This window comes from Streptomyces sp. NPDC002306 (assembly GCF_053593435.1).
Map to the genome: position 1 here is coordinate 504348 of NZ_JBSFCK010000003.1, position 22895 is coordinate 527242.

Genomic DNA, 22895 nt, shown 5'->3' on the forward strand with positions numbered 1-22895 from the left:
AGGGGCGCCCGTCTCAGTTTCCGTCTCATTCATTGCGGTACGCGGCCGTCCAGGGGAGTTCACGCTGTCTCAGTGGCTACAGCGTCCGGAGGAGGATGAACGCTGGCGAACGAGTCCGGATCATGCTCCGGCCAGCCCGGACAAACCTGCAAAGCGAGTTACGTGGGTTCGATTCCCGCCACGGCCTCCGCCTGCCTGACCAGGCTGAACAAGAAGGGCGGTACCCCATCCGGGGTGCCGCCCTTTCCGTCGGCGGGGCGTTCTACGCGTACAGGCCGCCGCCCGCCTCGTCGCCGAACATCTCCGGCCAGTAGCGCCAGCCGTCGTCCATGGGGGTCGACGGGGTCGGGTCGCAGGCGATCGGGTCGGCCGTGGCCAGGGTGCGGGACATCGTCTCGGCCAGCTGGTCGTAGGCGTCGGTCAGGTCGTGCACCGTGTCGAGGGACTTCTCCCGGTTGATCAGCCACAGCGTGAACGCGAGCGTGGACACGTCGGCGTTCAGGGGGCGCAGGGTGACGTCGACCTCGCTCCAGCACAGGACCGCGCCGGTGGTGCCGTCGACGAGCAGGCTGGTGTCCTCCAGGAGGTGGCCGAGGCGGATCAGGCGGTCCGCGTCGGCCGGGAGGTAGGAGGCGATGCCGTCGTCCTGGCCGCCCTCCCGCTCGGTGGCGTAGTACTCGGTGAGGGACGGCAGCGGCACGTCCGTGTCCAGCGAGAACCAGTAGCCGTCCTCCGGCAGGCCCGCCTCGCGCAGGAAGCGGCGGGTCGGCTCGTGGGTGAGCCCGGACGGGAAGTCGACGTCCTCGAAGCGGACGATCCGGCCCGCGCCGAAGGCGTCGTCGAGCAGCCGGGGCGGCAGGTCCAGCGCCAGCCCCGACGCGGTGCCCGGGCCGGCCACCAGGGCCAGCGGGCGGATCACCGCCGTCATCCGCCAGAAGGGGCCCGGGTCGCCGTCCGTGCCCTCCTCGAACAGCGCGAGGAGCCGGCGGGACGCCTCGGTCACCGCCTGCGGTCCGAGCCGGCCCGCGTACGAGGCGAACTGGCCGCGCAGGGCCGCCAGCTCGTCCGCCGCCGTCGCGAACCGCACCAGCTTCTCCAGCGAGGGCGCCAGCGGGCGGATGTCCATCAGGTCGGGGCGGTCGTGGAAGAAGTACGTCGTCGAGATCTCGCCGGTCATGCCGTCGAGCAGCACCGACTCGGTCTCGCGGCCGTCCGCGCCCAGGATCCCGCCTATCACCAGCCGGTCGCGCAGCTCGGCCGCCAGGCGGTCGGGGTCGCCGGTGGCGTCCGCGACCGTGCGCAGTCCGTCCGTGCGCAGGGCGTCGAAGGACAGCAGGTCGCCGTCGGCGGGCAGGCCGGGACCGCTCAGCCAGCGGCGGGTCGGCGCGTGCGTGACGTACGGATCCAGTTCGTCCTCGGTGAGTGTGATCACCGCGGTGCCGGCGGCGTCGGTCGTGCTCATCGTTCCCCCGTGCGTGAAGTCGCTGTGCGAGTCGCTGTCCCCTCCGGAGCCGGTGCCCTCCGAAAGACGTGCTCCCTGGAGCCGGTGCCCCCGCGGCGGGCCGTCCCCGGCGGGTCGCGCCGGTCGGGACCACCGCCTCGTCCCACTGCCCAGAACACTACGCGGCACCACTGACAACGGCCCCGAACTGAACAGACGTCACAACGCCCTCAACCGTTCCCGCCTCGCCCGCCCGAAGGGCAAGAGCCCGGCGCCCGGAAGACCGGTGGCCGGCGGACGGGTGCCCCGGCGGACAGCGGCGAGCGCGGGGCTCAGGTGAGGTACACGCCGCCCAGCACCACGGCCAGCGCCGCCAGGACGAACAGCAGGACCCACATCAGCAGCCTGCCGACGCCCGGCGCCGGTTCGTAGCGCGGGGGCTCGGGCGTGGTCACTGGGACGTCACCACCGCGGCCTGCGGGCGGATCGGCAGCCGGTTCACGGGACGGCCGGTGGCGGCCCGTACGGCGGAGGCGATCGCCGCGGGCGAGGTCACGACCGGCACCGCGCTGACGGCCTTCGCGCCGAAGGGCGCGACCACGTCCCGCTCCTCGACCAGCTTGACGATGCGGATGTCGGGCGTGTCCAGGGCGGTGGGCAGGGCGTACCCGGTGAGGTCGGGGTGGCGGACGAGCCCGCGCGGGGTGCGCAGGTTCTCCGTGAGGGCGATACCGACGCCCTGGGTGACGCCCGCCTCGATGCGCGCGACCAGCTGGTTCGGGTTCAGGACCCGGCCGACGTCCTGCGCGACGGCGAGTTCCACGACCCGGACCGAGCCCAGCTCGATGTCGACGTCGACGACCGCGCGGATCGCGCAGAAGGCGAGCCCCACGAAGGCGTCGCCCTGGCCGGACTCGTTCAGCGGCTCGGTGGGGTGCGGGCGGCACTGGGCCGTGGCCCACAGCTCCTTGCCCTCCAGGGCCTCCGTGACCGTGGTGGACAGGACGCCGTCGTACGACGTGATCTTGCCGTCCGTGATCTGGAGCAGCTCGGTGGACATGCCGAACTTGTGCGCCAGGGGCTGGAGGAGCTGCGTACGGACCATCTTGGCGGCGCGTTCGACCGCGCCGCCGGACACCCAGGTGTGGCGGCCGCGGCTGCCCGGTCCCGCGGGCGGCTGGTCGGTGTCCACCGGCGCCACGTGCACCTCGTCGATGCCCAGCGTCTCCTGGACGATCTGGCGGGCCAGCGTGGTGAAACCCTGGCCGGACTCCACCGCGGCGCACAGCACGGTCGCCACGCCGTCGTGGACCTTCACGGTCGCCGTGGAGACCTCGTCGGCGCCTTCCGCGCCGAGCATGTGGACCATGCCCACGCCGTAGCCGACGCCCCGGCGCACCGCGCCCGGTTCGCCCGCTCCCTCGGGGCCGCCGGGCAGCAGCCACTCGTCCTCGGGGGTGTCCTTGGGCAGCGGCGGGAGCGGGAAGTCCCGTACCGCCTGGAGGAGTTCGGCGACCGGTGCCGGGCAGGTCACGCTCTGGCCGGTGGGCAGGACGTCCCCGGTGGCCAGGGCGTTGCGCAGGCGCAGTTCGGCGGGGTCGACGCCGAGCTTCTTGGCGAGCTTGTCCATCTGCGCCTCGTAGGCGGCGCACACCTGCATGGCGCCCTCGCCGCGGACGTGGCCGGAGGGCGGGTTGTTGGTGCGCACGGCCCAGCCCTCGATGAAGGCGTTCGGGACGACGTACGGGCCGCAGGCGAAGGAGACCGCGGCGGCCAGCGCCTCCGCGGAGGTGTCGGCGTACGGGCCGGCGTCCAGCAGGATCTGCGCCTCGACCTTCACCAGCCGGCCCTCGGCGTCGGCGTGGTGGCGGTAGCGCAGCAGGGTGGGGTGCCGGTGGACGTGCCCCAGGAAGGACTCCTCGCGCGTCGCGGTCAGCTTCACCGGGCAGCCGGTCTTCAGCGCGAGCAGGCCGAGCGGGAGCTGGAAGCCCTGGTCCTCGCGGTCGGCGGTGGCGCCGGGGACACCGGTGACGACGATCTTGACGCGTTCCGGTTCGAGGCCGAAGCAGGCGGCGGCGGTGTCACGGTCGGTGTGCGGGTCGGTGGAGGCCAGGTAGAGCTCGACGCCGCCGTCGGGGCGGGGCACGGCGAGACCGGCCTCGGCGCCGATGGGGGCGGGGTCCTGGCGGCCGATGCGGTACTGGCCCTCGACGACGATCTCGCCGACCGCGTCGGGGTCGCCGTGGCGCAGCGGGATGTGGCGGATCAGGTTGCCGTCGGGGTGCAGGGGTTCGGCTTCGAAGGCCTGCTCGGGGTCGATGACCGGCTCGTGCACCTCGTACTCGACGATGACGGCCGCGGCGGCCATGCGCGCGGTGTCCGGGTGGTCGGCGGCGACGGCGGCGATGGGCTCGCCGTGGTGGCGCACGACCTCGGAGGCGAACACCGGGCGGTCGGCTCTGCCACGTCCGTGCAGCGCGCTGCCGGGGACGTCCTCGTGGGTGACGACGGCCCGTACGCCGGGCATGTCGCGCGCGTGGGAGGTGTCGATGGAGACGATGCGCGCGTGCGGGTGCGGGGAGCGCAGCACGGCGGCCCACAGCAGGCCCTCGGCCCACAGGTCGGCCGCGTACGGGAACGTGCCCTCCGTCTTGGCGCGGGCGTCGGCGGGGCGCAGCGAGGCGCCGAGACCGTGCGGGATCGGTTCGGGGGCGGGGGCTGGTTCCGCGGCGGTGGTCGCGGTGGCGGCTTCGTTGCTCACGCCTGGCCTCCGTCCTGGCCGTACGTCCGGTCGTGCGGTCCCGGCGTTCCGGGGGCTCCTGGGATGTCGAACGCCGACGGGTTGACGCCGCCCGCGCCCGGACCCGCCTGGTGCGGGATACGCGGCTCGTCCGCGTCCGGTTCGGCCTCGGCCGCGGCGTGCGCCTCGCGTTCGGCGACCACTTCGCGTACGGCGTCCAGGACGCCCCGGTAGCCGGAGCATCGGCAGAGGTTGCCGCACAGGGCCTGGCGGGTCTCCAGCTCGGTCGGGGCCGGGTTGCCCTCCAGGAGGTCGTGCACGGTCATCGCCATGCCGGGCACGCAGAAACCGCACTGCACGGCGCCGCACTTGGCGAGCGCCCGCTGCACGTCCGAGGACTGTCCGTCGACGGCCAGGCCCTCGACGGTACGGACCTCGCTGCCGGCGGCGGTGACGGCGGGCACCAGGCAGGAGGCGACGAGCCGGCCGTCGACCTGGACGTTGCAGGCTCCGCACTCGCCCTGCGAGCAGCCGTCCTTGGCGCCCGCGAGGCCGAGCCGTTCGCGCAGCACGTACAGCAGCGACTCGCCGATCCAGGCCCCGGTGACGGGACGGTCGGAGGCGTTGACGCGCAGGACGTAGGAGGCGAGGGGGTGGTCGTCGTGGGGAGGTTCGGCGTCGGGCGCGGGGTCGGCGTCCGGGTCGGCCGTCGGCTCATCCGCCGGTTCGTGCTCCTGTGCGGGCGCGGTGGTGGCCTCGGCGGCGGGCTCAGGTGCCCTCTCAGGGGCCCCAGCGGCCCCGTGGGCGTCCTCCCGCCCGCCGTCGGCCTCCCGGGCGTCCGGGGGTGCGGGAGCGGGCTGTGCGGGCGCGTACGGCTCGGCGTGCGTCTCGCGCTCGGGCTGGACGTGTCCGGGCTGTCCGGCGGGCCGCGCGAGCGCCTGCTCGGCCCAGGGCTGTCCGGCCCCGCTGGTCTCACCGGTCGCCCACGGCGCGGACGCGCCGCCGGGGAGGGTGGCGGGCGGGGTGCCGCCCCACTGCTCGACCAGTGCCGACGTGGTGAACTCGCCCGATTCGTCCGGAAGGTCGCCTCCGGCCACCGGGATCGACCACTGGCCGGTCACGTCGTGGCCGGGCGCCGGGGCGGACTCGGCGGCCGCTGCCTCGTCGAAGTTCCACTGGCCGGTGGACCCCGGCTGGTACGTGAACCGGTCGCCGCCGCCCGTCTCCCGGGGCACGGCGTCGGGGTCGGGCCACGGGGCGGCGCCCGCGGGCACCGACCAGGTGCCGGTGGCCGCCGGGTCGGTCGACGCGTCCGGGTGGGACGTGGCGGTTATCCGCGGCGGCACGTAACCGTGACCGGGCGCGGCGAGCGGACTGTCGCCACGCGCGGCGAGGAGGGCGTCGATGCCGCCCTCGGGAAGCTTGACGAAGGCGGTGGCGCCGTCGTCGTAGTCGCCCTGGGGCAGCGGGTCCCAGCGGCTCCCGCTCCGGGGCGCGTCCTGTCCGTGCTGGTCGTCGGTCACGACAGCGCCCTCCCCAGTGCTCGTCGGGCCAGCGCGGCGACGGTGCGCCGCAGGTGCAGTACGGCCGGCGGAAGCTGCGGCACCGAGCCGTCCGCCTCCGGGACCGGGTCGGGGATGCAGGCCGCGGCGACGTACTCGCCGAAGGCGTTCAGCGCCTCCGGGACGATCGCGCGGCCGTTGTCCCAGTCGATGAGCCGGGCGACCCACTGCTCGGCCTCCAGGGGGCGCAGCGGCATCGGCGCTATGGCTCCGACGGCGCACCTGACCCCGCGCCGGGCGGGGTCGAGGACGAGCGCCACGGACGCGGTGGCGCGCCCGGGGCCGGTGCGGCCGGTCGCCTTCAGGAAGACCTGCGGGGCGTGCAGCAGCGGCACGCGCACGTAGCCGATGAGTTCGCCGGCGCGCAGCATCTCCATGCCCGCCAGCAGGTGCGAGACGGGCATCTCGCGGCGGGCGCCGCCGGGGCCCGCGATGATCAGCGTCGCCTCCAGGGCGGCCAGCACCGGCAGGGCGTCCCCGGTGGGCGACGCCGAGGCGATGTTGCCGCCCAGGGTGCCCGCGTTGCGGATGTGCGGGGGGCCCGCGGCGCGCGCGGCGGCGGCGAGGGCGGGGATCAGGGCGGCGAAGTCGGGTCGGCCCATCCGCGCGTGGGTGAGGCCCGCGCCGAGCAGCGCGTGACCGTCCTGGTACTGCCAGCCGCGGATCTCGCTGATCCGGCCGAGGCCGACCAGGGCGGCCGGCCTGAGCTGGCCGGAGTTGACCGCGGCCATGAGGTCGGTGCCGCCGGCCACGGGCACGGCGGCGGGCATGGCGGCGAGTGCCGCCACGGCCTCGTCCAGCGTCGTGGGCAGCGTGACGGCCTGCGTCGCCTGTGGTGCGTGCGTGGTCAAACCGGCTGCCCCTTCCCGCTGCCCCACCTGGTCCCACCTGTGCTGCCGTACGGTACGTGCTGACAGGGCGGACGTGGCAACTCTGGCACATCTTCGCGGGACCCGAACGCGGGGGTCCGCTAGGAGGCATTCGCCCACCTCATTGCGGAGATGGTCCGTTTTCGCACGGCATCGGCGGTGCATGCCGATTGACACTCTTCGGTGACCCTTGTGCGGCTTTTCCGTGACCTGTTCGGGGCGGCCCCGGCGGCGTGCCTGCGCGGCGCCCGCCGCGCCTACCGGATCGGGGGCGGACCGTCGATGGGACGGCCGGGCACACCGGGGCGCCGCTGCCAGGGGTGCGGACCGGCGGCCGGCCGGTAGCCGACCCCGAGGGCGTCGAGTCGCCGGTAGTGGACGGCCATCCGCCGTTCGAAGTCGGCGAAGTCCCGTTCCGCCGGGGCGGGCAGGTGCCCCCAGGCGACCTCGGCGAACGCCGCGAGCCTCGGGAAGGCCTGGTAGTCCACGCGCGCCTGGTCCTCCATCACCTCGGTCCACAGGTTGGCCTGCGCGCCCAGCACGTGCCGGGCCTGTTCCCGCGTCAGCTCCGCCGGGACCGGCTCGAACCGGTAGACGTCCTCCAGGGTGCGGACGTATCCGATCGGGACGGGCTCGTCCGCGCCGGGGTCCTGCCGGTAGTCGAGGTACACGTGCTGCTCGGGGCACATGACGACGTCGTGGCCGGCCCGCGCGGCGGCGATGCCGCCCTGGTAGCCGCGCCAGGACGACACGGCCGCGCCCTGGGCCAGGCCGCCCTCCAGGATCTCGTCCCAGCCGATGAGGCGGCGCCCGCGCGCGGCCAGCCAGCTGTCGAAGTGCCCGATGAACCAGGCCTGGAGGGCGTCCTCGTCGGCGAGTCCGAGCTCCTTGACGCGGGCCTGCGCGGTGGGCGAGCGCCGCCACTGGTCCTTGAGGCATTCGTCGCCGCCGACGTGGACGAACTCCGAGGGGAACAGGTCGAGCAGTTCCTCGAACACGCCCTCGTAGAAGCGCACGGTGGCGTCGGTGGGGGCGAGCACGTTCGGCGAGATCCCCCAGTCGTCCCATACGGACAGGGCGGCGGTGTCGACGACATCGGTGTTGCCGAGTTCCGGATACGCGGCGATCGCGGCCTGCGAGTGCCCCGGTATGTCGATTTCCGGGACGACGGTGATATGCCGCTCGGCCGCGTAGGCGACGATCTCGCGGATGTCGTCCTGCGTGTAGTGGCCACCGTGTGGCTTCTCCTCCCACAGCGCGGAGGCCCGGTGGCCGAATTTCGTACGCGCGCGCCAGGAGCCGTTCCGCGTCAGCTTCGGATACCGCTCGATCTCGACGCGCCAGCCCTGGTCGTCCGTCAGATGAAAGTGGAAGACGTTGAGTTTGTGCGCGGCCATCAGATCCAGATAGCGCAGCACGCCTTCCTTGGGCATGAAGTGCCGGGCCACGTCGAGCATCAGGCCGCGCCAGCGGAAGCGGGGCCCGTCCTCGACGGTCAGGTCCGGGATCGCGTACGTCGCGCCCGGCCGGACCGGGGCCCGGCGGAAGGCGTCGGGCCCGAGCAGCTGACGCAGTGTCTGGGCGCCCCAGAACACCCCGGCCGCGCCGCCGCCCCGGATCTCGACGCCCCGGGTGACGTCGGCGCTCAGCCGGTACGCCTCCGGCTCCAGGGTGTCGTCGAGGCGCAGCCGCAGCGAGCCGGGGGCGTCCTCGGGGCCCGGCGGCAGGGACAGGCCCAGGGCCGGGCCGAGGGTGGCACGCAGCCAGCGTGCCGTGCCGTCCGTGCCGGGCGCGGCCCACACGGTGGTGCCCTCGTCCAGCACGACAGCGCGGTCCATGGCGCCCGCCACGGCGCGCGGCGCCGGGATCAGGTCCGTCGAAGAAGTCACGTCAGTCCTTTACCGCTCCGCCCAGTCCGGAGACCAGCCGTCGCTGTACGAGTACGAAGAAGATCAGCACCGGGATCGTCATCACCGTCGAGGCGGCCATCACGCCGCCCCAGTCCGGCTCGTCGGGTTTGTAGAACACGAGAAGGGCCATCGGCAGGGTCGAGCGGGAAGTGTCGCTGATGATGAAGGACTTGGCGAACAGGAAGTCGTTCCAGGCGGAGATGAAGGAGAACACGCTCGTGGCGACGAGCCCCGGCAGGACGAGCGGGAAAAGGATCTGCCAGAGGAATCGCGCGCGGCTCGCTCCGTCGATGTACGCGGCCTCCTCCAGTGCCTCCGGTACGGCTTTCACGAACCCCCGCAGCATCCAGATCGCGAACGGCAGCGAGAAGGCGATGTGGGGCAGGATCAGCGACCCCAGAGTGTTGAGCAGGCCGATGTCCCGCATGACGAAGAACAGCGGGATCGTGAGCGCCTCCACGGGCACCATCTGGGCCACCAGGAACATGATCAGCAGGGTGGTCCGGAAGCGGAAGCGGAATCGCGCCACGGCGGTCGCGGCGAGAAACGCGATCAGCGCGGAGGCGATCACGACGGAACACGCCACGACGAGACTGTTGAGGAAGTAGCGGCCGAATTCCTGTTGCCCGAACACCCGTCGGAAGGAATCCAGGGACGGCGTCAGGGTCCAGGGCCGCGGCTCGGCGGACTCGATCTCCCCGGCCGGTCTGAAGGCGCTCAGCACCATCCAGTACAGGGGGAACGCGACCACGACCGCGATCAGCAGCGCGGCCGTCTCGGCGAGCGCGCGCCCGGGCCGGGTGATCCTCAGGCCCCTCACGACCCTCACAGTTCCTCCCTCTGCCCGCGCAGCAGCCGCAGGTGGACCAGCGCGACGGCGAGCAGGAGCAGCAGCATCACGACGCCGATCGCCGAGCCGAGGCCGTACTGCGAGGAGGCGAAGGCCTGCTGGTAGGCGTACACGTTCAGGACGAGGTTCTGCCCGGCGATGCCGCCGCCGTTGGTCATGACGTAGATCTGGGTGAAGACCTTGAAGTCCCAGATGACCGACTGGATGGTGACCACCGTCAGGATCGGCCGCAGGATCGGCGCGAGCACCGATCGCCACACGCGCCACTGCGAGGCGCCGTCCAGTTCGGCCGCCTCCAGCACCTCGCCCGGTACGGCGCGGATACCGGCGTAGACCGTCACCATCACGAACGGGAAGGAGCACCAGACGACTTCCAGCAGGACCAGGAGGAAGGCGCTGTAGCGCCCGTACGTCCAGGAGTGGTCGCCGAGTCCGAGGATCCGGTTCACCGGTCCGAAGTCCGGGTCGAACAGGAGCAGCCAGACGGTGGAGCCGGTGACGGCCGGGGTCGCCCAGGCGCCGAGCGCGGCCAGCATCAGGGCGAGCCGGGGTACGGCCCGCACGCGGGTGAGCAGCACGGCGAGCGCGCACCCGACGGCGAGGGTCGACCCGACGCAGGCGGCCGCGAACAGCACGGTCGCCAGCAGGACCTGCCAGAACCGCGGGTCCCCGAAGAGGGCGGTGTAGTTGCCGAAGCCCTCGAAGGTGGTCGGTTCGCCGCCGCTGACCTGGGCCTGGGTGTACCGGAAGAACGAGATCAGGCCGAGCTGGTAGATCGGGTAGGCCAGCAGCCCGCCGAGGACGACGAGGGCGGGGGCCAGATAGAGCCAGGGGGTCCAGGTGGTGCGGCGGGCCGGGCGCCTCACCCGGCGGAACCGAACGCGTCGTCCATCTTCGCGGCCGCGTCCTTCGAGGCCGCCGCCGCGTCCTTCTTGCCGCTGATGACCTCCTGGAACATGGTCGGCAGGACGAGGGAGGAGTCGATCTGGGACCAGGCGGCGGAGGCCGGGACGAACCTGGTGCCGGCCGAGAGGGTCTCGACGAACGGCTTCACGTACGGCTTCTCGGCCGCCGTCCGCTCGCGGACGTCCGTGAACGTGGGCAGGAAGCCCATCGCGCCGAAGAGTTCGGTCTGGGCGCGCTTCGACGCGAGCTGTTCCATGAGGCCGACGGCGAGGGTGCGGTGCGAGGTGCTCTTCAGGACGCCGATGTTGTTGCCGCCCGCGAACGCCGGGGCGATCGAGCCGGACGTGACACCGGGCAGCGGGACGACCGCGTACTTGCCCTTCACCTTCCCGGCCTCCACGGCCGCGTGGCTGAAGTCGCCGCCGATCGCCATGCCCGCCTTGCCCGCGGCGAACGCGGTGACCGTGTCGTTGCCGCCCATGCCGGCGCACTTGGCGGCCGGGCAGTTGGCGTCGGAGAAGAGCGCGGTGTAGGCCTTGATGCCCTTCTGGGCGGCCGCGCTGTCGATGGCGGAGGCGTACGAGCCGTTCTTGCCGTCGGCCAGTTCGCCGCCGTTGGCCCAGATGAACGGCATCGCGCCGTACGTGTAGGCGCCGCCCACGACCAGGCCGTAGAGGTCGGGCCTGGCCGCGCGGATCGTACGGGCCGTCGAGGCGAGTTCGGCCATCGTGGCGGGCGCGTCGAGGCCCAGTTCCTCGAAGACGTCCGTGCGGTAGTACAGGGCGCGGACGCCGACGTAGAAGGGCGCGCCGTAGACCTTGCCGTCGACGGTGACCGACTGGCGGGCCGTGGGGTCGGTGTCCTTGGCCTCGCTCCAGGCGCCGAATTCCTCGGTGACGTCGAGGAGTCCGCCGTCGTGGACGTAGCCGGCGGTGTCGGTGTTGCCGTACTCCATGACGTCGGGGGCGGACTTCGGGTCGTTGAGGGCCGCCTTGACGCGTTGGGCGCGGGTCTCCACGGGGATGTACTCGACGTCGACCTTCGTGCCGTCGTGGGCCTTCTCGAAGGCGGCGACGACGGAGTCGACGACCCGCTCCTTCGGCTGGTTGCCGACCTCCTGGAAGAGCCAGACACGCAGCGTGCCGGTCTCGTCGTCCTTGTCCGGGGTGGAGTCGGCGGAGGTCTGGGGGGCGCAGGCGGCGCCGACGAGGCCGAGGGCGAGCAGGAGCGCCGCTGGCGCGGCGCGTCGGACGGACGAGTTCATGAGGTGCTCCTCCGATGCGTTGCAACATGCGCAATGACGGTTTCGCTGTGCACAACACTGCGGAGGCTAGGGACTTCATGAACACGCCCACAAGAGGTCTCCACCACTCTGTGACCGGCCGACGCACTCCTTGCAACGGCAAAACACGCGAAGGCCCCCGGAGGGCGCCAAAGCGCACTCCGGGGGCCTTGTGGAAGTCCGAGGCCGGGGACCGTTACTTGCCGTCGCCGCCCTTGCCGCCCTTGCCGTCGCCACCACCGGCGCCCATGGAGTCGTAGATCTCCTTGCACATGGGGCACACCGGGTACTTCTTCGGATCACGGCCCGGCACCCAGACCTTGCCGCACAGCGCCACGACGGGAGTCCCGTCGAGGGCGCTCGCCATGATCTTGTCCTTCTGGACGTAGTGGGCGAAGCGCTCGTGGTCGCCGTCGCCGTGGGACACCTGCGGCGTCGGCTCGACGAGGGTCCCCGTACCAGTCCCGCGCTCGGGCTCGAGAGTGCTCATACGGCCAAGGGTACTGAAGCTCACCCGCATCAGTTGAGCGACGGGTCGTCCGGATACGTGGCCACCATCGCCAGTTCGTTCCGCTGGCGGCGCAGGACCTCGCGCCAGAGCCGCTCGGGGGACGGGGAGGAGACGTCGCCCGGCTCGGACTCGACGACGTACCAGGCGCCCTCGACCAGTTCGTCCTCCAACTGGCCGGGGCCCCAGCCCGCGTAGCCGGCGAAGATCCGCAGCGAACCGAGGGCCGAGGCGAGCAGTTCCGGCGGAGCCTCCAGGTCCACCAGCCCGATCGCGCCGTGCACCCTGCGCCAGCCGAGCGGCGCCCGTTCGGCCGAACCGCCGCCCGGGATCACCGCGACGCCCAGCGCGGAGTCCAGGGAGACCGGACCGCCCTGGAAGACCACGCCCGGCTCGCCCGCCAGGTCCGCCCAGCCCTCCAGGATGTCGCGCACCCCCACCGGCGTAGGACGGTTGAGGACGACGCCGAGGGAGCCCTCCTCGTCGTGGTCGAGAAGCAGCACCACCGCGCGGTCGAAGTTCGGGTCCGCCAGGGCGGGCGTGGCCACGAGCAGCCGCCCTGTGAGCGAGGACACCTCGGTCATGCCAGACATGATCCCGCATCCGCCCGTCGAGTGGGGAGCCAACGCGGGCACGGGAGTGAAGGCAGCTCAGGGCGCACGGACGCATCCGACGCGCACGCCCGCGCCCGTGACCCCGCGTGTCCGCCGCGGAACCGTTCGTGTTGTGACACAGCTATGACGTCACTGAGCGGTACTCGGGCTTATGGGAGAGGGGTGTGCGGCGATTAGTCTGTCACTCCTCCACACGCCCAACTCATCGGAACGCGAGATACATGACCGTCAACGGCAATGACGACGTACTGCTTGTCCACGGCGGAACCCCGCTGGAGGGTGAGATCCGTGTCCGCGGTGCGAAGAACCTCGTACCGAAGGCCATGGTCGCCGCCCTGCTGGGCAGCGCGCCGAGTCGCCTGCGCAATGTTCCCGACATCCGTGACGTGCGGGTCGTACGCGGACTGCTCCAGCTGCACGGCGTGACGGTCCGTCCGGGTGAGGAGCCGGGCGAGCTCGTGCTGGACCCCTCGCACGTGGAGAGCGCCAATGTCGCCGACATCGACGCGCACGCGGGTTCGAGCCGCATCCCGATCCTGTTCTGCGGCCCGCTGCTGCACCGGCTGGGCCACGCGTTCATCCCGGGCCTCGGCGGCTGCGACATCGGCGGCCGGCCCATCGACTTCCACTTCGAGGTGCTGCGCCAGTTCGGCGCGCGGATCGAGAAGCGGGCCGACGGCCAGTACCTGGAGGCCCCGCAGCGGCTGCGCGGCACCAAGATCCAGCTGCCGTACCCGTCGGTGGGCGCGACCGAGCAGGTGCTGCTGACGGCGGTCCTCGCGGAAGGCGTCACGGAGCTCTCGAACGCGGCCGTCGAGCCGGAGATCGAGGACCTCATCTGCGTGCTGCAGAAGATGGGCGCCATCATCGCGATGGACACCGACCGCACGATCCGCATCACCGGTGTGGACTCGCTCGGCGGTTACACCCACGCGGCCCTGCCGGACCGCCTGGAGGCCGCCTCGTGGGCGTCCGCGGCGCTGGCGACCGAGGGCAACATCTACGTCCGCGGCGCCCAGCAGCGCTCGATGATGACCTTCCTGAACACCTACCGGAAGGTGGGTGGCGCCTTCGAGATCGACGACGAGGGCATCCGCTTCTGGCACCCGGGCGGCCAGCTGAAGTCCATCGCCCTGGAGACGGACGTGCACCCGGGCTTCCAGACGGACTGGCAGCAGCCCCTGGTGGTCGCGCTGACCCAGGCCACCGGCCTGTCGATCATCCACGAGACGGTCTACGAGTCCCGCCTGGGCTTCACGTCCGCCCTCAACCAGATGGGCGCGCACATCCAGCTCTACCGCGAGTGCCTGGGCGGTTCCGACTGCCGCTTCGGCCAGCGCAACTTCCTGCACTCCGCGGTCGTGTCCGGGCCCACCAAGCTCCAGGGCGCCGACCTGGTCATCCCCGACCTGCGCGGCGGCTTCTCGTACCTCATCGCCGCCCTGGCGGCGCAGGGCACGTCCCGCGTCCACGGCATCGACCTGATCAACCGGGGCTACGAGAACTTCATGGAGAAGCTGGTCGAGCTCGGCGCGAAGGTGGAGCTGCCGGGCAAGGCGCTCGGGTAGCGGCGGCGCGTGGGTACGACGATGGGGCGGCCCCCGGCGAGGGGGGCCGCCCCATTGGCGTCACTGCGTCCCGTACGTCGTCCCGGGACGCGGGCGGAGGCTTACTTGCCCTTCGCGGCTTCCTTGAGCTTGCTGCCCGCGGAGACCTTCACGCTGTAGCCGGCCGGGATCTGGATCGGGTCGCCGGTCTGCGGGTTGCGCGCGGTGCGAGCGGCACGGTGGGTGCGCTCGAAGGTCAGGAAGCCGGGGATGGTGACCTTCTCGTCGCCCTTGGAGACGATGTCGCCGACGACCTCGGCGAACGCGGCCAGCACGGCGTCGGCGTCCTTGCGGGTCACCTCGGCGCGGTCGGCCAGCGCGGCCACCAGCTCACTGCGGTTCATGTTGTTACTCCCGTGTTCTTCTTGCCGTTGAGGCGTGCCACGCGGCGGAGCCGCATATTGGGCACAGCGGAGTCGATGCTGCCAGGGTCTTCGGACAGGCCCCGGACCCGGGTCCGTCGTCAGACCCTCGCGCCCAGAGACGCATCCTGCCCCCACCTGCGGCGGGAAAGCCAATCCGGCACCCGCAGGAGTCGTGAGAACACCCTTGGGAGTCACACGAAAAGAGGGGTCCGGGTCCGGCCGTCACGATAGAGGCCCACCGGGGGCCCCGGTTCCGCGACGCGCCGGGGCGGAACCCGACCGTGGCAATCGTCACAGCGCCTGCGCGACGGCCGGGTTTCCCGCGGTTCGGGCGTCTACGAGGCCGACGCGCCCGCCGCCTTCGCGGCATCGCGCACCGCTCCGGCGACGGCGCCCGCGACCTTGTCGTTGAAGACGCTCGGGATGATGTAGTTCGGGTTGAGCTCGTCCTCGGTCACCACGTCGGCGAGAGCCTTCGCGGCCGCGAGCATCATCTCCGTGTTGACGGTCCGGGACTGGGCGTCCAGCAGGCCGCGGAAGACGCCCGGGAAGACCAGCACGTTGTTGATCTGGTTGGGGAAGTCGGAGCGGCCGGTGGCCACAACTGCCGCGCTCTGACGCGCGATTGCCGGGTCCACCTCGGGGTCCGGGTTCGCGAGCGCGAACACGATCGCGTCCTCGGCCATCGCGGCCACGTCGTCGCCGTCCAGGACGTTCGGGGCGGAGACGCCGATGAAGACGTCCGCGCCGCGCACGGCCTCCTTCAGCGTGCCGGTGAGGCCCTCGGGGTTGGTGTTCTCGGCGATCCAGCGCAGCGGCGAGTCGGCGGCGGCGCCGACCAGGTCCTCACGGCCGCTGTGCACGACGCCGTGGATGTCGGCGACGACCGCGTTCTTCACGCCCGCGGCGAGCAGCAGCTTCAGGATGGCGGTACCGGCCGCGCCGGCGCCCGACATGACCACGCGCACGTTCTCGATCGCCTTGCCCACCACACGCAGGGCGTTCGTCAGGGAGGCGAGGACGACGATGGCGGTGCCGTGCTGGTCGTCGTGGAAGACCGGGATGTCGAGGGCCTCGCGCAGCCGGGCCTCGATCTCGAAGCAGCGGGGGGCGGAGATGTCCTCCAGGTTGATGCCCGCGAAGCCCGGCGCGATGGCCTTGACGATCTCGACGATCGCGTCGGTGTCCTGGGTGTCCAGGCAGAGCGGCCAGGCGTCGATGCCGGCGAACCGCTTGAACAGGGCCGCCTTGCCCTCCATGACCGGCAGCGCGGCCTTCGGGCCGATGTTGCCCAGGCCCAGCACGGCCGAGCCGTCCGTCACGACCGCAACGGAGTTGCGCTTGATGGTGAGGCGGCGCGCGTCCTCGGGGTTCTCCGCGATCGCCATGCACACCCGGGCCACGCCGGGCGTGTAGATCATGGACAGGTCGTCACGGTTGCGGATGGGGTGCTTGGACTGCATCTCGATCTTGCCGCCGAGGTGCATGAGGAACGTACGGTCCGAGACCTTGCCGAGGGTGACGCCCTCGATGCCGCGGAGCTTCTCGACGATCTCGTCGGCGTGCCCGGTCGAGGTGGCCGCGATCGTGACGTCGATCCGGAGCTTCTCGTGGCCGGACGCGGTGACGTCGAGGCCGGTCACGGAGCCTCCGGAGGACTCCACGACGTTGGTGAGCTGCGAGACGGCGGTTCCGCTCGCGGGCACCTCCAGCCGGATCGTCATCGAGTAGGAGACGCTGGGCGCCGTTGCCATGGCCGACTTCCTTCTGCTTTCACCGTGTCGCTGAGCTGTGCCGTCCGATCGTCGCACCTACCCCCGAGTACGTGGTAGTCGCCCCGGATTGCGAACCTATTGTTCGCAGGTAGGTGTCGGTTTGTTCGCAGGTCCGTGCCGATTTCGGAAAATGACTTTCACCATACGAGAGCGATCGGGCAAAGGAAGAGGCCCACGTCACAGCGTGACGTGGGCCTCTTCGACGTTCATGACACCGACCCGCCATGCTCGCCTCGCGGCAAGTGGTCGCTCGTAGCGACGAAGGTTGGGCCCGGGGGCTTGGATCGAGCCGGTGTCACACCCAGGCTAACAAACGGATCGCGCAAGACCATTCCCGTCGGGAGAGTTCACAGGAAACCGCCTTGAGGTTCACCGGTTCACCGGCATCAGTCCCTCAGCAGGTCCGGCACCCCCGTCGCGTCCGGTTCGTCCCGCTCGGCCGAGACGACCGTCAGCTGCTGGGTGGCCCGGGTCAGCGCGACGTACAGCACACGCAGCCCCGCCGGTGACTCGTCCGCGATCTCCGCGGGCGACACCACGACCGTCGCGTCGTACTCCAGGCCCTTGGCCTCCAGGCTGCCGAGGGCCACCACCCGGTCGCCGAGCCCGGCGAGCCAGCGCCTGGCCTCCTCCCGGCGGTTCATCGCGACGACCACGCCGACCGTGCCCTCGACCCGGTCGAGCAGCCGGGCGGCCTCCTCGCGGACCGTCTCGGCGAGCGTGTCCCGGACCACCGCGAAGCGCGGTTCGACGCCCGTGGAGCGGACGGCGGACGGGGACGTGGAGCCCGGCATGGCCAGCGCGAGCACCTTGGCCGCGAGGTCGGCGATCTCGGCCGGGTTGCGGTAATTCACCGTCAGCTGGAAGCGGCGGCGCGGGCGGCTGCCCAGGGCCTCGTCGCGGGCCTGGGCCGCCTCGTCGGGGTCGGACCAGGACGACTGGGCCGGGTCGCCGACGATCGTCCAGGTGGCGTGCCGGCCCCGCCGGCCCACCATCCGCCACTGCATCGGCGTGAGGTCCTGCGCCTCGTCGACGATGACGTGCGCGTACTCGGTGCGCTCCTGGGCCAGCCGCTCGGCCCGCTCGCGCTGCGTCTCCTCGCGTACGGGCATCAGCTCCTCGAGACCGGTGAGCTGGTCGAGCGGGTCCAGCTCACGCCGCTTGCGGGGGCGGGCCGGGGCACCGAGGACGGCTTCGAGCTCGTCCAGCATGGCCACGTCGTGCACGGACAGGCCGTCCCGTCTGAGCGAGCGGGCGACCCGGCGCGCCTCGCCGGGGTTGAGGATCCGCCGCGCCCAGCGTCCGAGCCGCCGGTCGTCGGCCATCGCCGCCAGCACGGCGCGCGGGGCCAGCTCGGGCCACCACGCGTCCAGGAACTCGATGAAACTGTCCTCGGAGGCGACGTCCTCGTCGAAGGAGGAGCGCAGCTCGGCCGCGAGCTCGGGGTCCGTGTGCCGGCCGCCCGCGCCGGACTGCTCCCACAGGGCGTCCAGGAGCAGCTTGCGGGCCCGCGGACGCAGCAGGTTGACGGGCGCGGTGCCGCCGAGGGCGTTGTGCCGGACCTGCTCCAGCTGCCCGGCCTCCAGCTCCAGCCGGCGGCCGAAGGCGACGACGCGCAGCCGGGTGGGCGAGTCGGGCGACTCCAGGGCGCCCCGGGCGGCCTTGCGCAGCACCTTCAGCATCCGGTACGAGCCCTTGGCGCGGGCCACCGCCGGGGAGTCGTACAGGGTGGCCTCCGCGCCGCCCGTGTCCTCGGCGAGGGAGCCGATCGCCCGGATCGCGACCTGGCCCTCCTCGCCGAGGGACGGCAGGACACCCTCGGTGTACGCCACCAGCAGGGGGGTGGGCGAGACGATCAGGATGCCGCCCGCGTACCGGCGGCGGTCCTGGTAGAGGAGGTACGCCGCCCGGTGCAGGGCGACGGCCGTCTTGCCGGTGCCGGGGCCGCCCTCGACGTACGTCACCGAGGCGGCGGGGGCGCGGATCACCAGGTCCTGCTCGGCCTGGATGGAGGCGACGATGTCCCGCATGGTGTGGCTGCGGGCCTGGCCGAGGGCGGCCATCAGGGCGCCGTCGCCGATGACGGGCAGCCGCCGGCCGTCGAGCAGGGCCGTCAGCTCGGGCCGCATCAGGTCGTCCTCGACGCCGAGGACACGGCGGCCCTTGGAGCGGATGACCCGGCGGCGCACCACCCGGCCGGGGTCGACCGGGGTGGAGCGGTAGAAGGGCGCGGCCGCGGGGGCCCGCCAGTCGATGACCAGGGGGGCGTAGTCCTGGTCGAGGACGCCGATACGGCCGATGTGGAGGGTCTCGGCGATGTCGGCGGTGTTGTCGTCGCGGACGGAGCCCTCGGCGGGCTCGACGGCGGTGTACGCGCCGTCGGGCCCCTTCTTGCCGTCCTTGCCGGGAAGCAGGTCGATACGGCCGAAGAGGAAGTCCTCGAACTCGTTGTTCAGCCGGTTGAGGTGGACCCCCGCCCGGAAAACCTGCGCGTCCCGCTCCGCGAGCGCGCCGGGTGTACCGACCTGGCCACGCTGGGCCGCGTCGTTCATGAGGAACTCGGCCTCATGGATCTTCTCCTCGAGCCTGCGGTACACCCGGTCCAGGTGTTCCTGCTCGATGCCGATCTCCCGGTCCCGTACGGAGTCTGGTGCTTCGTCGTGAACCGAACCGACCGCGGTTTCCTGTTGAGCCTGAGCGGCCACCGGGCCCCCTTCTGACGTGCTGGGCAGCCGTCAACCGTACGCGAAGGGAGCCCCGCCCGGGAAGCTACGCGTCCACCTCCACCAACCGCTTTCCACCGAAGGTCATCACTTCGAAGTGGTCGATCTCGTTGGGGGTGAAGGCGGCGCCGCCGTGGACGTAGAGCGGATTCTTCGCCTCGTCGGTCTTGGCGCCGGGCAGTCCGTAGCCCCAGTTCGGCACCGCCCAGGAGGTGACGGTCTCCCGCTCGCCGTTCTTTCCGACGGCGATGAGGGAGCACTTCTCGGGTCCGGCGACGTTCTTGAGCTGGAGGACGGCGTGGGTACCCCACGCCTTCTGTTCCAGGGCCACGGTCGCGGTGACATGCGTCGTCGGGTCCGTGGCGGACTTCTTGTCGGTCATGGTCCGGAAGGCGCTCTGGGCGGGACCGGCCGCCACGTTGTCGCCGCCGCCGTCCGAGCCGCCGGTCGCCGCCAGCACCGTCAGCGGGCCGCCGATGATCAGCGCGGCCGCGGCCGCCACCAGGAAGAACCCGCGCCGGCGCTTGAGGGCGCGACGCTCGGAGACCTCGTCGACGAGCTTCTCCGCCAGCCGCGGGCTGGGCCTGGCGGACAGGGACTCACCGATCGCGGGAGTGCCGGCGCCCGGCAGGTCCGCGAGCGCGGCCAGCATCGGCTCCATGCCGGCGAGCTCGTCGAGCTGCTGGGCACACCATTCACAGGTCGCGAGATGGGACTCGAAAGCGGTTGCCTCTACGTCGTCAAGAATCCCGAGGGCGTAAGCGCCGACGGTCTCGTGCTCGTTCGGTGCCGGAGATCCCTGCATGGCACCAGACATACCCGAACCACCCGTTCCGAACCCCCCGTAAACGCTCATCACGCTGTCACCCCCCGCTCCTCCAGTGCCAGCTTCATCGACCGCAGGGCATAGAACACCCGCGAACGGACCGTGCCGCTCGGTATACCCAGCGTCTCGGCCGCCTCGTTGACCGTACGTCCCTTGAAGTACGTCTCGACGAGCACCTCCCGGTGGGCGGGGGTCAGGTCGTCCAGCGCGTCCGACAGCGTCATCAACCAAAGCGCCTTGTCGATCTCGTCCTCCGCGGGGATGACCTCCAGCGGCGACGGATCGACCTCCTGCGGCCGGGCCTGCCGGCTGCGGTGGCCGTCGATGACGATGCGCCGTGCGACCGTCACCAGCCAGGGGCGTACCGATCCGGTCGCTCGATTGAGCTGGCCGGCGTTCTTCCAGGCACGGATGAGCGTCTCCTGCACGACGTCCTCGGCACGCTGCCGATCTCCGGCGACCAGCCGCAAGACATACGCAAGGAGGGGTCCGGCGTGTTCCCGATAAAGAGCACGCATCAGCTCCTCGTCGGGTTCCGAGGGCTGGGACATGCGATGTCGGGCCCTCGATCCATGTTCATTGGCCACGGCGGAATCCTTGCGCACGCCCACCTCCGGTGTCCGGGGGTTCCCCCAGTCGGTCGCTCGTGCACGGGTACGGACGGGACGTGCGTGGCGTTCAAACCTGGGCGACAGATTTCTTCGGCGTGGCATGACGTGACGGACATGGGTGCACATTCCCACCGCGTGATCTTTACATTTCCCCCACACCGTCAAGATCGCCCCGGCTGCCCGCGCCACGCCGAGGGCAAACGGAGTGTTGTCGAAATCACTTCGACAATTCTCCGACCCTCCCCTCACAGAAGCCGCAAAGCCGACACCTAGGCTTGGGTGAGGGCCGCGCGACGACGGTGCCGAGCCACTCTTTCGCGGTTTCCGCAGACCTCGCTGGAGCACCAACGCCGCCTGCGGCCCCGGGACGTGTCGAGGTACACGATGGGGCAGTTGTCCCCTTCGCACTGTCGCAGCCCCGCCCGCGCGACGGGGTCCGTGAGCAGCTCCACGCAGTCCCTGGCGACGGCCGCGAGCAGCGCGGCGCAGTCCGGCGGGCCGTCCAACTCGCGGACGAGGGTGCCGTCCTCGGCGCGGACCGCGCGCGGGACCGGCGGCGCGGGCCGGGCGAACTCGTTGACGCGGGCCAGCGCGGGGCCGTACGGGCGGGCCGGGGCGAGCTCGTGCGGACGCACCGGCGCGGGGTCGTACGGACGGACCGTCGCCGTGGCGTCGTACGGGCGCGGGGCGGCGAGGCAGCCGCGCACCAATCGTCCGGTCTGTCCCCGCAGTTCACGGAACCCGGTGAGCCACGACCCGTCGGCGTGCGTGAGGGGGGTGCCCGGTGGCACCAGCCCGGACCGGGTGATCCACGCGCACAACGGGGCGAGCGCGTCGAACCGTTCCTCGGGATGGGTGGTCGCGAGGAGATCCAGGCAGATCCGCCCGGAGTCGAACCGCATCTCGTACGGGGCCGTGGCCGTACCCAGTGCCATGTGCCTGTCACCGCCTAGGGGTTGCCCCGGTGGGAGGGCTGCGAGAACCGTTCCCTCCCACAGTGCCCGTCCGCCCGCGCGGCCGGAACCCCCAGTAACACCCTTGAGCATCCGGCCCGTCCGCTTTCTCCCGGCCCGTCCGGCGTTCGAGGACAGGGCCCGTTCAGGCCGGCACCCGAGGGCCGGGGCGCGACGGCCGCACCGGCGCCGGTCGCTCTCTCACCCGTCCGCGTAGGTCGCCTCGGCCGCCGGATCCAGCGCCAGCCGATACCCCCGCTTGACCACCGTCTGGATCAACTTCGGCGTGCCGAGCGCGGTTCGGAGCCGGGTCATCGCCGACTCCACCGCGTGCTCGTCGCGGCCCGCGCCCGGCAAGGCCCGCAGGAGTTCCGCGCGGGCGACCACCCAGCCGGGCCGCCGGGACAGCGCGCGCAGCAGGGACATACCGGCCGGTGGCACCGGCTTGAGGTCGCCGTCCACCAGCACCGCGTGCCCACGGATCTCCACCCGGTGCCCGGCGAGCGGCAACGACTCCGTCCGGCCGGGCAGTTCCTGGCAGAGCAGCTGGACGAGCGGGCCGAGCCGGAAGCGTTCGGGCTGGACGGTGTCGACACCCTGGGCCTGGAGGGGCAGCGCGGTGACCGGTCCGACGCAGGCGGGCAGCACTCCGTGCCGGAGGGCGGCGAGCAGTTCGGGCAGCAGTCCTCGTTCTCCGGCCCGGGACAGCAGGGACGCGGCGGCCGGCGCGCTGGTGAAGGTGACCGCGTCCAGCCCGCGCGAGACGGTGGCGTCCAGCAGCCGGTCCAGGGGTGCGATGTCCGCGGGCGGCATCCAGCGGTACACGGGCACCGCCACGACCTCGGCACCCGCCGCCCGCAGTGTCTCCAGGAACCCCGGCAGCGGCTCACCGTGCAGTTGTACGGCGATACGGCGCCCGTCGACGCCCTCGTCCAGGAGCCGGTCCAGCACCTCCGCCATCGACTCGCCCGACGGCGACCACCGCTCGGTCAGTCCGGCGGCCCGTACGGCGCCCTTGACCTTGGGCCCGCGCGCCAGCAGTGCCGCCCCGCGCAGCCGGTCGAGCAGCGGCTCACCGAGCCCCCAGCCGTCGGCGGCCTCGATCCAGCCGCGGAAGCCGATGGCGGTGGTGGCCACCACACAGTCCGGTGCCTGGTCGATCAGCCGCCGCGTCGCCGCCAGCAGTTGCCCGTCGTCGGCGAGGGGCACGATCCGCAGCGCCGGCCCGTGCAGCACGGCCGCCCCGCGACGCCGGAGCGACGCGCCCAGATCGTCGGCCCGGCGCGCGGCCGTCACCCCGACGGTGAACCCCGCGAGGGCTCCGGTCACCGGACGTCGCTCTTCGTCGTACAT

At 72.1% G+C, this 22895-nt stretch carries 19 protein-coding genes; 1 reads left to right on the forward strand and 18 read right to left on the reverse strand.

Annotated elements, in window-relative coordinates:
- Positions 1 to 262 precede the first annotated feature (262 nt).
- From ACWCQK_RS09885 to ACWCQK_RS09935, 11 genes are all read right to left on the reverse strand, one after another.
- Positions 263 to 1462, reverse strand: a complete 1200-nt coding sequence (locus ACWCQK_RS09885) for an SUKH-4 family immunity protein (protein WP_451153762.1) — start codon at positions 1460 to 1462, stop codon at positions 263 to 265.
- A 311-nt stretch (positions 1463 to 1773) separates the two neighbouring features.
- Positions 1774 to 1896 carry a hypothetical protein gene (locus ACWCQK_RS09890; RefSeq protein WP_451153764.1) on the reverse strand — a complete coding sequence of 41 codons (123 nt, stop codon included), beginning with the start codon at positions 1894 to 1896 and terminating at the stop codon, positions 1774 to 1776.
- A complete protein-coding gene (locus ACWCQK_RS09895; RefSeq protein WP_451153766.1) occupies positions 1893 to 4202 on the reverse strand; it encodes a xanthine dehydrogenase family protein molybdopterin-binding subunit in 2310 nt (769 codons plus the stop codon). The genes ACWCQK_RS09890 and ACWCQK_RS09895 overlap by 4 nt, the downstream gene beginning before the upstream one ends.
- Positions 4199 to 5704 carry a (2Fe-2S)-binding protein gene (locus tag ACWCQK_RS09900; RefSeq protein WP_451153768.1) on the reverse strand — a complete coding sequence of 502 codons (1506 nt, stop codon included), beginning with the start codon at positions 5702 to 5704 and terminating at the stop codon, positions 4199 to 4201. Before ACWCQK_RS09900 ends, ACWCQK_RS09895 begins: the two co-directional genes overlap by 4 nt.
- The gene (locus ACWCQK_RS09905) at positions 5701 to 6594 is read right to left on the reverse strand and encodes an FAD binding domain-containing protein (RefSeq protein WP_451153770.1); all 894 of its coding nucleotides are present in this window, start codon (positions 6592 to 6594) and stop codon (positions 5701 to 5703) included. The genes ACWCQK_RS09900 and ACWCQK_RS09905 overlap by 4 nt, the downstream gene beginning before the upstream one ends.
- Before the next feature lie 275 nt (positions 6595 to 6869).
- Positions 6870 to 8501: a beta-N-acetylhexosaminidase gene (locus ACWCQK_RS09910; RefSeq protein ID WP_451153772.1), complete on the reverse strand. Its 1632-nt coding sequence runs from the start codon at positions 8499 to 8501 to the stop codon at positions 6870 to 6872.
- 1 nt (position 8502) lies between these two features.
- Positions 8503 to 9351 carry a carbohydrate ABC transporter permease gene (locus tag ACWCQK_RS09915; protein WP_451153774.1) on the reverse strand — a complete coding sequence of 283 codons (849 nt, stop codon included), beginning with the start codon at positions 9349 to 9351 and terminating at the stop codon, positions 8503 to 8505.
- A complete protein-coding gene (locus ACWCQK_RS09920; RefSeq protein ID WP_451153776.1) occupies positions 9348 to 10238 on the reverse strand; it encodes a carbohydrate ABC transporter permease in 891 nt (296 codons plus the stop codon). The genes ACWCQK_RS09915 and ACWCQK_RS09920 overlap by 4 nt, the downstream gene beginning before the upstream one ends.
- Positions 10235 to 11542 carry an extracellular solute-binding protein gene (locus ACWCQK_RS09925; protein ID WP_451153778.1) on the reverse strand — a complete coding sequence of 436 codons (1308 nt, stop codon included), beginning with the start codon at positions 11540 to 11542 and terminating at the stop codon, positions 10235 to 10237. The genes ACWCQK_RS09920 and ACWCQK_RS09925 overlap by 4 nt, the downstream gene beginning before the upstream one ends.
- 214 nt (positions 11543 to 11756) lie before the next feature.
- Positions 11757 to 12050, reverse strand: a complete 294-nt coding sequence (locus ACWCQK_RS09930) for a DUF3039 domain-containing protein (RefSeq protein WP_385785840.1) — start codon at positions 12048 to 12050, stop codon at positions 11757 to 11759.
- Positions 12051 to 12079: 29 nt separating this feature from the next.
- Positions 12080 to 12652, reverse strand: a complete 573-nt coding sequence (locus ACWCQK_RS09935) for a YqgE/AlgH family protein (RefSeq protein WP_385785842.1) — start codon at positions 12650 to 12652, stop codon at positions 12080 to 12082.
- 251 nt (positions 12653 to 12903) lie between these two features.
- Between ACWCQK_RS09935 and murA the strand changes: the two genes are divergently transcribed.
- On the forward strand, positions 12904 to 14250 hold the full coding sequence (gene murA, locus ACWCQK_RS09940; RefSeq protein WP_451153781.1) for a UDP-N-acetylglucosamine 1-carboxyvinyltransferase: 1347 nt from the start codon (positions 12904 to 12906) through the stop codon (positions 14248 to 14250).
- Positions 14251 to 14351: 101 nt separating this feature from the next.
- On the opposite strand, the gene ACWCQK_RS09945 is transcribed toward murA, so the two are convergent.
- The 7 genes from ACWCQK_RS09945 to ACWCQK_RS09975 form a co-directional block, all read right to left on the reverse strand.
- The gene (locus tag ACWCQK_RS09945; RefSeq protein ID WP_004000874.1) at positions 14352 to 14633 is read right to left on the reverse strand and encodes an HU family DNA-binding protein; all 282 of its coding nucleotides are present in this window, start codon (positions 14631 to 14633) and stop codon (positions 14352 to 14354) included.
- 356 nt (positions 14634 to 14989) lie between these two features.
- Positions 14990 to 16408 (reverse strand): malic enzyme-like NAD(P)-binding protein, encoded by a 1419-nt coding sequence (locus ACWCQK_RS09950; protein WP_451153783.1) that lies wholly within the window; start codon positions 16406 to 16408, stop codon positions 14990 to 14992.
- A 407-nt stretch (positions 16409 to 16815) separates the two neighbouring features.
- A complete protein-coding gene (locus tag ACWCQK_RS09955) occupies positions 16816 to 19134 on the reverse strand; it encodes a HelD family protein (RefSeq protein WP_451153785.1) in 2319 nt (772 codons plus the stop codon).
- Positions 19135 to 19198: 64 nt separating this feature from the next.
- Positions 19199 to 20008, reverse strand: coding sequence for an anti-sigma factor family protein (locus ACWCQK_RS09960; protein WP_451153787.1), 810 nt, complete (start codon positions 20006 to 20008; stop codon positions 19199 to 19201).
- Positions 20008 to 20529 (reverse strand): sigma-70 family RNA polymerase sigma factor, encoded by a 522-nt coding sequence (locus tag ACWCQK_RS09965; protein ID WP_010039908.1) that lies wholly within the window; start codon positions 20527 to 20529, stop codon positions 20008 to 20010. Before ACWCQK_RS09965 ends, ACWCQK_RS09960 begins: the two co-directional genes overlap by 1 nt.
- Before the next feature lie 329 nt (positions 20530 to 20858).
- Positions 20859 to 21524 carry a CGNR zinc finger domain-containing protein gene (locus ACWCQK_RS09970; protein WP_451153789.1) on the reverse strand — a complete coding sequence of 222 codons (666 nt, stop codon included), beginning with the start codon at positions 21522 to 21524 and terminating at the stop codon, positions 20859 to 20861.
- Positions 21525 to 21743: 219 nt separating this feature from the next.
- Positions 21744 to 22895: a uroporphyrinogen-III synthase gene (locus ACWCQK_RS09975; protein ID WP_451153791.1), complete on the reverse strand. Its 1152-nt coding sequence runs from the start codon at positions 22893 to 22895 to the stop codon at positions 21744 to 21746.

Excerpts from the sequence above, each read along its gene's own strand:
- ACWCQK_RS09885 (WP_451153762.1), bottom strand. The coding sequence starts at position 1,462 with ATGAGCACGACCGACGCCGCCGGCACCGCGGTGATCACACTCACCGAG.
- ACWCQK_RS09925 (WP_451153778.1), bottom strand. The coding sequence starts at position 11,542 with ATGAACTCGTCCGTCCGACGCGCCGCGCCAGCGGCGCTCCTGCTCGCC.
- ACWCQK_RS09930 (WP_385785840.1), bottom strand. The coding sequence starts at position 12,050 with ATGAGCACTCTCGAGCCCGAGCGCGGGACTGGTACGGGGACCCTCGTC.
- ACWCQK_RS09935 (WP_385785842.1), bottom strand. The coding sequence starts at position 12,652 with ATGACCGAGGTGTCCTCGCTCACAGGGCGGCTGCTCGTGGCCACGCCC.
- murA (WP_451153781.1), top strand. The coding sequence starts at position 12,904 with ATGACCGTCAACGGCAATGACGACGTACTGCTTGTCCACGGCGGAACC.
- ACWCQK_RS09945 (WP_004000874.1), bottom strand. The coding sequence starts at position 14,633 with ATGAACCGCAGTGAGCTGGTGGCCGCGCTGGCCGACCGCGCCGAGGTG.
- ACWCQK_RS09950 (WP_451153783.1), bottom strand. The coding sequence starts at position 16,408 with ATGGCAACGGCGCCCAGCGTCTCCTACTCGATGACGATCCGGCTGGAG.
- ACWCQK_RS09960 (WP_451153787.1), bottom strand. The coding sequence starts at position 20,008 with ATGAGCGTTTACGGGGGGTTCGGAACGGGTGGTTCGGGTATGTCTGGT.
- ACWCQK_RS09965 (WP_010039908.1), bottom strand. The coding sequence starts at position 20,529 with ATGTCCCAGCCCTCGGAACCCGACGAGGAGCTGATGCGTGCTCTTTAT.
- ACWCQK_RS09970 (WP_451153789.1), bottom strand. The coding sequence starts at position 21,524 with ATGGCACTGGGTACGGCCACGGCCCCGTACGAGATGCGGTTCGACTCC.
- ACWCQK_RS09975 (WP_451153791.1), bottom strand. The coding sequence starts at position 22,895 with ATGTACGACGAAGAGCGACGTCCGGTGACCGGAGCCCTCGCGGGGTTC.